Annotated in this window: 8 protein-coding genes; 3 read left to right on the top strand and 5 right to left on the bottom strand. The window is 60.3% G+C overall.

The window, feature by feature from the left end:
- Together LKG04_RS08220 and LKG04_RS08215 are read right to left on the bottom strand one after the other, a co-directional pair.
- Positions 1-786, bottom strand: a 786-nt coding sequence (locus LKG04_RS08220; protein ID WP_291763765.1) for an Nramp family divalent metal transporter, incomplete at its 3' end; no start/stop codon positions are given.
- Positions 787-1,548: 762 nt separating this feature from the next.
- On the bottom strand, positions 1,549-2,487 hold the full coding sequence (locus LKG04_RS08215; protein WP_291762199.1) for an NAD(P)-dependent oxidoreductase: 939 nt from the start codon (positions 2,485-2,487) through the stop codon (positions 1,549-1,551).
- 410 nt (positions 2,488-2,897) lie between these two features.
- Here LKG04_RS08215 and LKG04_RS08210 point away from each other — a divergent pair, with 410 nt between their 5' ends.
- Complete coding sequence (locus LKG04_RS08210) at positions 2,898-4,124, top strand: multidrug efflux MFS transporter (protein ID WP_291762196.1); 1,227 nt, start codon at positions 2,898-2,900, stop codon at positions 4,122-4,124.
- A gap of 136 nt (positions 4,125-4,260) precedes the next feature.
- Here LKG04_RS08210 and LKG04_RS08205 read toward each other — a convergent pair whose 3' ends face one another.
- Positions 4,261-5,205: an aldo/keto reductase gene (locus LKG04_RS08205; RefSeq protein ID WP_291762193.1), complete on the bottom strand. Its 945-nt coding sequence runs from the start codon at positions 5,203-5,205 to the stop codon at positions 4,261-4,263.
- A gap of 1,291 nt (positions 5,206-6,496) precedes the next feature.
- Positions 6,497-7,003: a YbaK/EbsC family protein gene (locus LKG04_RS08200; RefSeq protein WP_291762190.1), complete on the bottom strand. Its 507-nt coding sequence runs from the start codon at positions 7,001-7,003 to the stop codon at positions 6,497-6,499.
- An 844-nt stretch (positions 7,004-7,847) separates the two neighbouring features.
- On the opposite strand from LKG04_RS08200, the gene LKG04_RS08195 reads away from it, so the two are divergent.
- The gene (locus LKG04_RS08195; RefSeq protein WP_291762188.1) at positions 7,848-9,167 is read left to right on the top strand and encodes an MFS transporter; all 1,320 of its coding nucleotides are present in this window, start codon (positions 7,848-7,850) and stop codon (positions 9,165-9,167) included.
- Between the two features lie 26 nt (positions 9,168-9,193).
- Here LKG04_RS08195 and LKG04_RS08190 read toward each other — a convergent pair whose 3' ends face one another.
- A complete protein-coding gene (locus LKG04_RS08190; protein WP_291762186.1) occupies positions 9,194-11,437 on the bottom strand; it encodes a peptidase in 2,244 nt (747 codons plus the stop codon).
- 443 nt (positions 11,438-11,880) lie between these two features.
- Between LKG04_RS08190 and LKG04_RS08185 the strand changes: the two genes are divergently transcribed.
- Positions 11,881-14,082, top strand: coding sequence for an alpha-1,4-glucan--maltose-1-phosphate maltosyltransferase (locus LKG04_RS08185; protein WP_434734863.1), 2,202 nt, complete (start codon positions 11,881-11,883; stop codon positions 14,080-14,082).
- Positions 14,083-14,236: the final 154 nt, after the last annotated feature.

Below are 14,236 nucleotides of genomic sequence, written 5' to 3'. Positions count from 1 at the left end.
CTGATTATGATGATCCACCGCACGTATCTGCGAAATGGATGACCCCAGGTACAGGTTATGCGGCATGATGGTTGCGCCGATGATCCCCAGTGCTCCCGTTATCGGGGTCTGGCCGCCGATGTGCGGGGAGCCTGCGAAGGTCTTGCCGGTCGGGATGAGCCCGGCCGCCACGGCTGCCCAATCCGGTTTGGAAAGCACCACATGGTAGAGAAACACCAGCAGAATGACTGCGATCAGACAGACGACTATTGCCTCGATCTTGCGGAACCCTATCCTGGTCAGCAGCAACAGCAGCAACACGTCGCCGACCGTGATGAACACGTCGAGCACGAGAGGAATGCGGAACAGCAGGTAGAGCGCGATGGCCGCACCTATCACCTCGGCGATGTCGGTCGCCATGATTGCCAGCTCCGTCAGAATCCATAGGACTACGCTGAGAGCCTTTCCGGTGCGGGCGCGAATGGCCTGAGCGAGATCCATCTGGCTCACGATCCCCAGTTTTGCCGCCATGTATTGCAGCAGCATGGCAATCAGGCTTGATAGCAAGATCACCGACATCAGGAGATAGGAGAAGTTCTGCCCCCCGGTGATTGACGTTGACCAATTGCCGGGATCCATATACCCCACCGCAACCAGAGCCCCCGGGCCGGAATACATGAACAGGGTCTTCGCGAAGCTTATGTTATGCGGGACGCTGATCGAACCGTTGACCTCCTCTAGCGAAGGCCCGTTTGCATATTCAATGAGACCGCGTCCGTGCCTATGGCTTTCCGCTTCAGCTCTCATTCCCTGGGACTCCATTCTGACCAATGCGCCCAAAACCATCGCATGCCGCACCAATCAACACTCATGGCCAATCGACATGTACTGTACGACACAAATGTTTTACCATTCGAAATATATAAATTCTAGAGGTAGAAGATTTTCGCTTTCGATCTTGCTGAAACCAGATGATCCAAGGAACCCATCCGTGCAGACGCCGATGGCAGCAAGCTATCATCCGGAAGGCGAAACGAAGGGCGCGTCAGAAAATTTTTCATCGACCGGGGACTGTATTGATGCCGTACTCCACATAGACCATGGAGCAGCAAGTCACCGAAATCGGCATTGGACCCTTGTCCCGTTGCAGATCGTATGGCTTCCTGAGCAATAGGCGAAACAACCAAATCAAAGATGCGCCTGTACTGGTTGCACTCCGCATCCGCATGGGACTCGCCTCAGCCCGCATCGTAACAATATCTCGCCATAAGACATGGCCATATTATGGATGGCTTCGAGTCGTGCGAGTAATTCCAGCATGATCGTTGCCCTCGGAAGTCACATCGTTCTCGTCATCGGAGCGCCAGCCGACGCAGACTGATCCTGCCCATACTCAGTCGAACATAAGAAATGCGCGGAATATTCGGTCCCACGTTCGAAGCGCCCTCGCCAGCCGACAAACCGCAAGCAACGCAAGGACATGGGTTCACAATGCCGCATTCCACGCCCATCAAAGCATGTTCACGGCCGGAATGGCCAGGCCTCCTTATTCATGGGTCTGGATGGCATTCAGACACGATTCCTGTCGTTTCCGGATTGCCAGTCGCCTATGTTCCCCAGCGCCTCCAACGCCCGTGCCGTCAGCGCCTCGCCCGTGTCGAACCCGACATGGGGCGTGAGAACGGTGTTGGGTGCATGAAGAATGCGGTTGTCGGGGTTCACGGGAGGCTCAGTGTCAAACACGTCCAGTCCCGCGCCGGCCAGCCGTCCTGCCGAAAGGGCGTCAGCGAGGGCGTCGTTGTCGATGATCTGGCCCCGCGCCGTGTTGATGATTATCGCGCCTGGCTTCATCAGCGCCAGTTGCTCCGCGCCGATCAGATGCCTCGTGCCGTCCGTCAACGGCACATGCAGGGAAACAATGTCGGCAGTCCGCAACAATTGCGACAAATCCACCTGCCTGATCCCTGGAACATCCCGTGGTGACCTGTTGAACCCTATGGTCGTGGCACCAAATGCCTGGGCGAGCATGGCCGTGGCGCGTCCGATCCGGCCCATGCCCACGATGCCGAAGACCTTCCCTGCAAGCTGTCCGCCCACCAGTCCCGCACTGGTTCCAGAAGAGCGCACCGCCCGGTCGCCCTGCGGAATCTTCCGCAACACCGAGAGCGTCAGCCCGATCGCGAGCTCCGCCACCGCCTCAGTGGGATACGTCGGGGCATTGGTCACGGCAATGTTGTGATCGCGGCAATAGTCGACATCAACATGGTCATAACCCACGAACGCGATGGAAACCATTTTCAAATGCCCGCAATGCGAGAGCACCGAAGCGTTCAAAGGAAGATTCGCCACCACGATAACGTCAGCATCCTCAACCCTGTCGATGCATTCGGCATCGTTTTTAGGCCGGGAGGCATATCTGACGATCTCATCGTCCTGCAGCAGTTCATGAGCGTCACGCTCGAACTCTTCGACGGAAATACTCAGCGGCTCAACGACAACTATCTTCATCTATTCACGCATTCATTGAATTACTTCCATGGATGCAATCCATCCTGCAGATCGCGATTTGACTATACGCGGAATATGAGCTCGTTGGCAATATGAGCCGTACAGGCCCTCCAACAGTCTCCGCAGCACGCATATGGCGTCTGCGAAGAGCCGCCGCCTGCGGAAGGAGCTCCAGTCCGGCGGGGACGCTCAGCCGAAGGGGAAAAATTCGCGCCACGGGCGTCCCTGGCTATAGAATTGCCCAGTTTGTTCGGACCGGCCGCGTCTCAAGACTTCCGGCGCCCGAAGAAGGGACGGCGAACCCTGAACGCCCCGACAGGCAGCCCTACGATCGCAAGGGATTCACCAACCCCTGCGGCTTGCTCGTGCGTGCTGTCTTCCCGGACCGATGAGCGGAAAGGGATCATCACATGGCGTTAACCTCTCGACCTGCCGTCCAGCACGCTGGCCGTCCTGAATGGAAGCAGAATCTGCACGTGCTCTGGTTCGGCACCTTCATCGCAGGCATCGGATCAAGCTGCATAGCGCCATTCATATCACTGTTCATCGGCGAACTGGGAGACTTCTCGAACTCGGCAACCATTTTCTGGAGTGGCCTGGCATTCTCCGCACCGTTCATCACCAAAGCCGTCGTCTCGCCTTTCTGGGGACGGCTGTCAGACAGATATGGGCGCAAGCCCATGCTGATACGTGCCTCCCTCGGGATGGCCGTGGTCATGACGGCCACGGCATTCTCCACCAACGTGTATGAACTCATCATCTTGCGGCTCCTGCTGGGAGTGTTCAACGGGTTCGTCAGCACCGCCAACGCCTTGATCGCCATCCAGACGCCCCGCAGACAAAGCGGACAGGCCCTCGGAACGCTCACCACCGGCAATGTCTCCGGAACGCTGATCGGGCCCCTTGTCGGCGGAGTAATCGCCGAGTTCATCGGTTACCGCTACACCTTCGCCATGACCGGCTTATGCATGTTCACCTCACTGCTCCTCGTCATCTTCTGCGTGCACGAGAACTTCACCCCGGCCGTCCGCCAGCCCGGCCGGAAGTCGACACGGTTCTTCGCCTCGCTGTCCGACCGGCCCATCATCGTGGGCATGTTCGTCACCACGATGATCATCCAGGCATCCAACAATTCCATCGAACCGATCCTGAGCCTCTACGTCCGCATGCTCATGAGCGGCGACAGTCACGTCGCGCTGGCAGCTGGCATGATCGAGGCCATCAACGGCGTCGCCACTCTGTTCGCCGCACCCCTGTTCGGCCGTTTGGGCGATCGCGTGGGAACGCACTGGATACTGCTTTCCGGCCTTGCTTTTTCCATGCTCGTCTTCGCTCCCATGGCCTTCGTCCACAACATCTGGCAGCTTGGCGCCCTGCGCCTGATGATCGGCGTGTCCGACGCAGCGCTCATCCCCAGCGTGCAGACGATCCTTGCCAAGAACTCGCCCCACACGATGATGGGAGAGGTGTTCAGCTGGAACCAGAGCTTCCAGGCGATTGGCAACATCGTAGGCCCACAGATAGGATCCGGAGTCGCACGATTCGCCGGCTACCGCGGGGTGTTCATCTCCACCGCACTCCTCGTCCTCATCAACTTCCTCACCGTATTCAGACACGCCAGGCAAGCCCGCCAATAGCCGCGACTGCCCGGCTGGATATTTTCCCCTTCATGACGATACCAGTCGTGCCAAGCGAAGGATGGAATGCCGCGCCGGGCCCTCGGACTCCATGTGGCATGCGCAGACTTCAGCAGGTCCGGCAGCATGACGCGCCCTAGGGGATCCGATGGCCTGCAGCCTTGTACAGATCCCACCAGTCCTGCCGCTCGAGCTGAACGGCATCGCCGTCGATCATCTGCGAAAGCCGCCCTGGATTCATCGATCCGAGGACTAGCTGTATCATCGCAGGATGATACAGCACCCATGCCGCCGCTACCGCATTCGCAGTCGTGCCATGCTTGCGTGCCTGCCTGTCGAGCTCGCGGTTGAGCTCCGGGAAATGCGGATTGCCGACGAACGCGCCGTATCGCGTGCCCGACTGGAAGGGGCTCCACGCCTGGACGGTGATGTTCCGCAGCCGCGCGTATGGCAGGATGTCCCCTTCACGGTTGACTGCATCGGCATCGGACATGTTCACATGCATTCCGGCATCGATGATCGGGGTGTGCATCAGCCCGAACTGGAGCTGGTCGACCTGGATATGGACCTTGAGCGAGGCCTGCAGGTACTCGATCTGCCGAGGATCCATGTTGCTCACGCCGACATGGCGCACCGTGCCGGAAGCGATGAAACCATCGATGGCATCGGCGAATTCGTCCGCATCGATCAAAGGGTCCGGACGGTGCAGCAGCACGCTGTCGACATAGTCGGTCCCCAGCGCGTCGAGCTCCCTGTCAAGGGACTCCCCCAAATGCTGGATGGAGGAGTCGTAACGGGACGCGCCGCCATCAGCATAGTCGATCACTATGCCGAACTTCGTCTGGATAAAAATGTCGGAACGCACCACGCCCGTATCCTTCATGGCCATTCCGAACTTCCGGGAACTGGCGTGGGCCCGGCCCGCGCCGAAACCATAGATGTCGGCCGTATCGAAGAAGTTCACGCCGCGTCCCAGCACGGTGTCGAGCACATTCGCCGCATCGCCCCTTTCCAGAGCATCCATACGCATCACCCCCAAGGCGATGCGCGACGCGTTCATCCCAGAAGTTCCAACAGACATGCTCCTCATATCGCATTCCCCTATCCATCTATGAAGGCAGCCCTACGCCTCCATCAACCTTGCATCTTGCAACATCAACCGGCCGTCGAGAGGCACTCCACACGGACGGGCCCGCCCATGTCCACCGCGACGATGCCGCCAGCTAACCGTCCACACCAATTATAGGATCATGCGATACCAATACTCACGAAACGACATGGCAAGCGTCGGCATCGCCGCCATTGCGCTCCATGGCGCATTCACACATTCAGGAAACAACCCACCGACAGCACATTCGATTCATGCCGACACGCGCATTTCGAAGCCACAGATCACGACCTCGCCGGATGCCGCCAGCAAAATCGAACAAGCAATTCCGGACACGGCCGCTCGATCATCCTCGCCCACATGGGAAACATGTGAGCCGTCCGTGCTCTGTCGTTCATGGCTGCTTTTGTCCCTGTCTCGCTTCTTCTGCGCGCGCCCCTCTCCTTGCTGCGCTGCTCGTTGACCGTCGCCGCGGCTGTCTCTTCGGCTCTATCCCTATCGCGGCCACGATCAAGCTCGCTGTCCCCGAGGTGCCCATACTGTCTTTCGTTCTGCTTGCCCCACTGGTCGGGCAACGCTCATCCTCGCAACATTCAAGCCATCCAACACCGCCTTCAGGGAATTCCAGCGACGCCAGCCAAGGGGGCGGCCACCCCCGAAGATCATCCTTGGCGCACATCAGGAACGGCCAAATCAGAAGATGGGCAGCCCACGGTGACGGCCAGCATCGTGCCGCTCACAATAGGACGCCCTAGCCGTTCGCCAGGAACGCCATCGCGCCGGCAAGCTCCGCCAGCTGGCCCGCTGCCCAAGGACGTGTCGTTCCTGAGCCAAGGCACGTTCAGGCGGCATGGTCGCAGCGATCAGCGGCACCCATCGCCCAATAAAACACAGGAAACAGCAACGAATCCGCTTCAAAGCTTCGCCGCACAGCCGGGATTGGCGGAATTCCAATGGTTACGTGAAAGGCGCATGCGCCGCATGGTTTATGCATGTGCCTAATAAACGAAAAAGTGCTGAATAAACGGCTGCAACGTGGCTGCCCGGTCTGGCCGCGCGGGCAAGTGCCCAAATGAGCCACCAGCAACCCAGCGACATCCGGCTCACCTGTTTATTCAGCACTTTTTTCGTCTATTCAGCACTTCGCGAAGTAACCAACAAATTCGTTCATCATTTTTTGGCGGAATCCCAACGTTTCTGCGAACTGGCATATGAGTGTTTTCCCGTACGGGAACGTCCTATTCGCCCGAATCTGCTTAATAAATCATATGGTGATGTACGAGGGCTGGATGGCGCTGGCTATCGTGGGGGTATCCGCCGCCCTGACCAGCACGGAGACGGTGTTGGTGCCGACATGGAACGCAGTGTTTCCGGCGATTTTGGCGACTCTGGCATCCAGCACGAGATGCACGTTGCGTATGCGATCATCGTCGTCGAGCAGGTCGAACAATGTGACATGGCCCTTGGACGGTCCGAACACGGTGCCGAAGGTTTTCAGCGAAGCGAAACTCAGCCGTGTCGAACCGATGTGCCTCGCCATGGATTTCAGATCGGTCCTGCCCATGCCCGGGGCGACCAACAGGTAGCACTCGCCGGCAGTGTCGTTGAGCAGCAGGTTTTTCACGATGTCGCCGGCCGTGATGCCGAGCTCTCCGAGCACTCCCGATTCGAGGGCTTCCTGAACTGACGTGATCGGCGCGTGGCGTTTCACCTCGTACGGAAGATGGAGCGAGTCCAACAGATCCTCAACCGTGGCTACGGATACCGACATGATCCTCCTCAGACTGCATGATGACGAACGATACCGCCCAAACACCAGACACTCTGCATTGTAGTAGTCAAGCCGGCACAGCACCATCAAAACATGGGTAAAACATATTGTCGGCGGGCATATATCCCATATTCTGCTTCCCTGCCCTTAGCTGGTGCCACGTCGTTCGCCGTTGCGCAGGTTTGCGCATAGCGAGACGCCGATCCCGGCTGGGGGGGGTGCCCACGCAGTTTTGAATCCACAGGATTCACGGACATGGCCTTGACTGCGATTCATAGATCATGCGGGCGAGAGGATGGAGCTTCGAGCGTGCGCTCGCCGAGATTCGACGTATCGGTGATGGGAAGATTTGCCGTATATCCTATGGCTGTTGTTGTTGCATTCATATTCCCACCGTATCGAGCGGCGGCACTGTTCTGTATATTCGCGATGTTTTCGCTGTTAGTCCAAGCCGTTGCGAATCAGCTCAATCATCAGCCCGTGGAACATCTGACACAAGAATAATATGGAGTAGCCGTTATACTGCTATGGTCGGCAGGGAATCGTTGAGAATGCAATTGTACAGCCGCCGCACAGGCAACATTTGCAGAGCATTGCGCTACGGCGCGACGTATGGATTGACGCGGGATGGTCTCTTGCGCACGACGTTCGTACAGGGCGCTGCACGCAGGCTGGTTCGCGCGAACGGCCCGCGGCAGAACGAACGGAATGGCTCACATGCGTGATTTCGCGCAAGGTGATATGGAGCGAACAGGAGGCACGGCCCGGGATGGCGCATGGTACGGAGCGAACAGCGAAGACAGACCAGACGGATTTCTTGCGGCACTTGTTTGTGCCGGTGTATATGCCAGCAATCCTCTTCGCGACCGGTGAGGGCGCGCTCATCCCGGTGGTGCCGCTTACTGCGACGGCATTGGGGGCGAACGTCGCCGAAGCGGGCATCATATCGGGCCTCTTGATGATCGGCGTGGTGATCGGCGACATGCCTGCCGGTATCATCGTCGCACGCTGGGGCGAGACCTTCGCCATGCGCGTGGCTGCGGCCACAGCGATCGTGTCGGCGATCATATGCTGGAAAGCCCCGAATCTCATCATGCTGGCCGCAGGAGTCCTGATGACCGGCATCGCCTCGGCAGCCTTCAACCTCGCACGGCACACCTTCCTCACCGTATGGACCCCGCTGTGGTACCGCGCTCGCGCATTGTCGCTGCTGGGAGGCACATCCAGAGTCGGATACTTCTTCGGACCGTTCCTCGCCTCCCCCGTCATTGCACTTGCCGGCTCGCGCAGCGTGTACTGGCTGCATGTGGCAGCGTGCCTGACCGTGCTCGTAGTCCTGTGGATGACTCCCGACCCCGAAGAGCTGCTGTCGAAGAACAAGGCGCTCGCCGAAGTCCACAATAAGGCCCGAGTCTCTGCCACACCTTCATCGACGGCTTCGTTGACGACCTCGCCCGCGGTCTCGTCAACAGTGCCGACCGCGCCGACTCATCAAGCCTCGCCAACACCGCAGGCCGACATGGCCGCGGACAGCGCACGTGACGCCGCTAAAAAAATCGGGGTGCAGAAACTCACTCATCACCGATTGCCGATCGTCACCTACTTCCCCATCCTGATCAGGATGGGGATCGCCGCTGGCATTCTGCAGGCCATGCGCGCCTCCCGCCAAGTGATACTGCCGCTGTGGGGCGTGCAGCTTGACGTTTCAGAATCGCATATCGCGCTGATCATGGGCATCGCTGGAGCCGTAGACCTTTCGCTCTTCTACACGTCCGGGCAGATCATGGACCGTTTCGGACGACGCTGGGCGGCCGTGCCAGTGCTGTTGGGCATCAGCATCAGTCATCTGGCACTCCCCTTCGCGCTCAACGAATGGGGATACGTCGCCGTCGCTATCCTTTTCTCGATTGCCAATGGCCTAGGAAGCGGCATTGTCATGACGTTAGGCTCCGATCTTGCCACCCGGTACGCCCCCGATGAGATGCCTGGATTCCTCAGCGGCTGGCGCGTGTTCACAGACTCCGGCTCGGCCTTCGGCCCGCTTGCGATTTCCGCGATGACAGCGGTATCGAGTCTATCGGGAGCAGCCGTGCTCATGGGTTGTTGCGGCATGGTCGGCGCATTCCTGATGCAGCGTTACATCCCCAGGCTTGTCGGCAAGTAGTCGCCCGCGCACAAGCTGCATTCCGCTCAGGATCGTCTCCGGATCACGGCCACCATCATCACGCCTACAAGCGCTGCAGTGACACCGATGCCGGCAAAGGCCAGCACCGAGGAACCAGTGCGTGCCAACTCGGCAGGCCGACCGGGCAAGGATGGTGGCGAGCTGCTGTCGTTCACGACTTCCACGACCTCTCCGTGGGCACCAAGCTCATGGGTGGCGAGCACATCGCCTTTCGGCGAGAACACCGTGGCCTTCCAATACACAAATCCCGGCTTTGCCGAACGCACTTTGCTGCTGGAAACCTGTTGATCGCCCACAATGTGGTCCAGCCGCACGCGTTCGCCATCAAGCAATGTGGCATCCGCATCCGGTTTGACCCCTCTGGCTACGGCTTCGTAGGCGCTGAATTCCACAGTAGAGCCTGCTTCTATATCGCCGACGACCCGCGCGACATCCTTGAACGGCTCATTGAGCTTGACTTTGGGCCGGTCGACCTGCGTAGTGATCACCGGCGGCTTATGCGGAACGGCATCTGCAACGCGCGTACGTTCCCATGCGTCGTCGTAGGCGCTCACGGCGGGCATGACACGGTCGTCTCCCGCAAACCGCCAGACGAACACATACCATCCGTGTCTTTCGGCGCGGATATTTACCGGCTTGCCATAAGCGTCCGGCGCTCCGGAGCCTACCCGGAACGTGCCGTTGGCCGCCGGGTAATCCCAAGTCCCCACAAGCTGGTGATGCTTGTCATGCTTGGGCTCTTCGGTCCTGTCGGGCCGATACTGCTCGTCGTTTTCGGCGTTGTCCGCGTCTCCTGCCCACCACACGCTCACCTGCGCATGCGGCCGATCCGGGTCGAATCCGAATTCAGCACTCCCCGCAAACGATCCATGATCGTCCGGAAAACCTGAGACAGTGATGGCGTCATCAAGCTTCGAGCCTAAGTTCGCGCTATGCTCGCCCACGCTGGACCGAACGCTGACCACTGCGCGATGCAAGTTGGTTTCCGCTGCTTCCAGGAACGGCGTGACCACGTCAGCAAGGACATATGCACGCGCCTGTTCACTTAGGGACTCGCGCTCGAAAGCCCATACCCAAGTGCCGAAGCCTGCGGTGGTGGGAGCCCGGTATGGTTCGGAACCACCAGGCTTCACCGTGGCTTGCACGTTCACGCGTTGATCGGGTCCAGTGAAACTTGCGGCGCCATATGCCACGGGCTTGTGCCCCATGCTCTCAAGCCGTTTGAGAAACGCTTGAGCGGTTTCGCCCTTATGCGCGGGCACGCCCTCCTTCAGCGCGCCAGCGACCAGCCTGTCGAAATACCAGCCACGTGCCGCCAGTTGCAATCCATCGGGCCAGTAGCTGTCCGCGCCACGTACCCCTGCAGTCACTTCGTCTGCAACCACCTGGCCCGCATCGACGATCTTCGCGGAAACGCGAGTGGCCAACGAGGGCGTGAAGTCCTTGCGGGCTTTGAACGCTGCGGCGCCGACTTTGGACTCTTTCGCCCTGGAGCGCACGAAATCCTGTCCGCTGACAATCTGCTCGAGCATATGGCTCCCATATGATACAGTCGCCGACACTTCGCCGGCTTCTGTCGCCTGCCAACGGTACTCGACCGCCTGCGAGCCCGAGATGCCGTTCACCGCGTTCAGCCCATTGTCAAACCGCGCCGGGCCATCAAGCGTGAGCGTATACGGCACGCCGGCAACAGGTGCTCCCGCGGCATTCACAACGAGAGCCGTTACAACGCCTTGGCGCAGGCCTTGCGCATAGCGTTGCGTGATTTTCGCATCGGCGGGCGCGTTGGCTCCGGCTTCATGCCACAGTTCGTCCGCGCGTTCAAGAATGCCATCGATCGTGCGAACGGCAGCCACACGGCGAGACCGCCACGTCGCTTTGTCCAGCTCGTAAAGGTCATGCGCGAGCAGCCCGATCGCTGCATAGGCAAGCCGGTCGCTGCCACCTTGATAGCGGTCGATCAGCCAAGCCAGCCGCCGCGAGTCGTCAGTGGCAGCGATCTTGCGCACCTCGTCGATCCGATACGTGGCCGAGGAGCCGCTTTCGATGCAGTAGTAGTCGGAATCGTCATCTTGCGCGATCACTCCGAGGTATTGGGTGCTGCCGCCCGCAGTATAGGTAAGGTAGCGACTGTTGTCCGTCCGGCGCAGATCGGCGGCCCGCGCGACCGTAGGCAGACAGACCGTCAGCAAGATCGTCGCCAGCACAGCGAGGATGGCCGCAGGCCGGTTTCGTAACGTGGTGTTCATGATCTTCCTTTCGTTGGCACGCAGCGTTGCGGCGTGTGCCAACGAGCCTGTCATATTCGTCCATGCCTCCGCATCCCGGAACGGGTGCTGTGGTCGAAGGATCGTAGTCGCCGGCGTGTCGTGGATAACTCGCCTGCGCATGGCTGAAATGTGGATAAAACGATTACGGATGATGCCGTGTTGATAGCGGCGCGCACTGCAATGGCACGCATGGCGATTGGGACTATCAGCATGCGGCACGCAAGTCCTATCCTCTGGCGCAGGCACTCTACAATGGCACTATGGCAGCTACACACCACACAGGCAATGAGGCGACACCAGCACACCACGACCACGCCGGCACCGCCGCCGTCCGCAGATCAGCACGTCAATCCGCCACAAACGATGCCCCTGCCGGCGCCCCGGGTGCAACAACCGGCGCCCCAACGAAACCGAAGACGGCTATGACGGCGCCAACCCCGATCGCATCAGACGCTCCGCGACATGCAAGGCGCTCGAAGAGCACGACACGGCATACCGCTGCATCGTCGCAGCCACGGGCGCCGCACGCCCATCCGAAGACAGACGAGCAGAACCCGGCGCCGACCATACCAGTGACCTCGCCGGAGCAGTTCGGCCGGGTTGCGGTAATGGATGTAACGCCAAGCCGCGAGCGTGACACGTTCCCGGTGCGCGTCGAACTCGGCGAGACTTTCTGCGTCACCGCACAGGTCTTCATCGAGGGCCGCAGTGCGATCGGCGCGACCGCCGTGCTGCATAATCCACGCGGCCGCGAAATGCTGCGCATGCCGATGGCCTGCGTCAACCCCGGGCTGGATCGCTGGTCCGTGGCGCTCAAAGCCGGCAATCACAGCACCATCAGGCCTTGGGATGAGGAATGGCCCGCGCTGCGCCGCCAGCTCGGCGACTGGAGCCTGGTCATCGAAGGCTGGGAAGACACATATGCTTCGTGGCTGCACGACGCCCGCATCAAAATCGACGTGCACGACGACGTGGAAAACGCACTCGATTCGGGTGCGAATCTGCTCATCCGCTGGGCGCACGACCGTGACGCCACATTGTCTGCAGCCGACCGCCGGACGCTGCGCGCGGCGGCCAAACGCATTGCCGACGACAGCCTGAACGGACACGAACGGCTTGCCGCCGCCGACAATGAAGCCATCGGGCGGCTGCATGCCGAACATCCCCTACGCGACGCCATTTCACCCAGCCAGCCCAAAACGATCCGCGTCGAGCGGCCTCAATCGAGCTTCACGGCTTGGTACCAGTTCTTCCCCCGTTCTGAAGGCGCGGCCCGCGACCCGAAAACCGGCAAGATCACCCCCGGAAACCTGCGCACATCGGCGAGCGGCCTCGAACGCGCGGCCGCGCAAGGCTTCGACGTGGTTTATCTGCCGCCGATCTTCCCTATTGGCGTCACCAACCGCAAGGGGCGCAACAACAGCTTGGTTGCCGGGCCCGAAGACCCCGGCTCTCCCTTCGGCATCGGCTCCGCGCTGGGCGGCCACGACACCGTCGACCCGCAGCTGGGCACTCTGGACGATTTCAAGGCGCTATGCGCCCGCGCCCATGAACTGAACTTGGAGATCGCGCTCGACTTCGCGCTGCAATGCTCGCCGGATCATCCCTGGGTCAGGGAGCACCCCGACTGGTTCCGCCACAAGCCCGACGGTACCATCGCCTTCGCCGAGAATCCGCCGAAGAAGTATCAGGACATCTACCCCATCGATTTCAACGCCGATATGCCCGGGATCGAGCGCGAGGTCGAACGGCTGATGAATCTGTGGATCGAGGCCGGCGTCACGATCTTCCGCATCGACAACCCTCATACCAAGCCGGTGCGCTTCTGGCAGGATGTCATCGCCGCCGTCATGCGAAAACATCCCGAGGTGCTCTTCCTCGCTGAGGCGTTCACCCGCCCCGGCATGATGCGCGCGCTGAGCTATGTCGGATTCACGCAGTCGCACTGCTATTTCCCTTGGCGCAACAGCAAGCACGATCTGAACGAGTATCTGCTTGAAACCAACAGCGACGAGGCCTGCTACCAGCACAACACCTTCTGGCCCACCACGCCTGATATCCTCACCGATTATCTCCGCGACAACGGCATCGCCGGGCACGCGATCCGCGCGGTGCTGGCAGCCATGGGCTCGCCATCCTGGGGCATCTACAACGGCTACGAGCTCATCGAGAACCGGCAGCGCCCCGGCTACGAAGAGCAGATGGACAACGAGAAGTACGAGGTCAAAGTGCGCGACTGGAGCCGGGCCGGGCAGTACGGCATCGGCGAACTGCTCGCCTCGCTCAACCGCATCCGCCGCGCGCACCCCGCCTGCCGCAGCTACCACGATCTGCGCCTGCTGCCCAACGAGGATGACAGCATTGTCTCTTTCATCCGCCATATTCCTGCCGCACTGACCGGAACTGGCAAACCGGACACGGTGATCGTGATCATCAATCTCGACGCGCACAACAGCCATCAGGCCATGGTGCATCTCGAACTGGGTGATTATGGCCTGCCCGCCGACCGCGCCGTAAGGGTCCGCGACGAGCTGACCGGACGTGAATTCGACTGGGGCTGGGACAATTTCGTGTCGCTCGCGCCGTGGGCGGATGTCGCGCATATCCTCAGCGTTGAATACTGAGCACCGGAATACCGGGCGCCTCGTCTTCGTTATGACGATTGCAGGCCTTCGCGTGGTGCGGGTATCCTTGATTCCCGTAAGACGCCGAACGGTACGGCCCGGGGCGCCGCGCCACATGGAGTGCGCCTTGGCCGCGGCGCGGGGCCGGAGTCAA

Origin of the sequence: Bifidobacterium sp. (genome assembly GCF_022640935.1) — a bacterium.
Classification (GTDB): Bacteria; Actinomycetota; Actinomycetes; order Actinomycetales; family Bifidobacteriaceae; genus Bifidobacterium.
The sequence above is the reverse complement of the archived record's forward strand: the minus strand, read 5'-3'. Positions and strand labels throughout refer to the sequence as shown.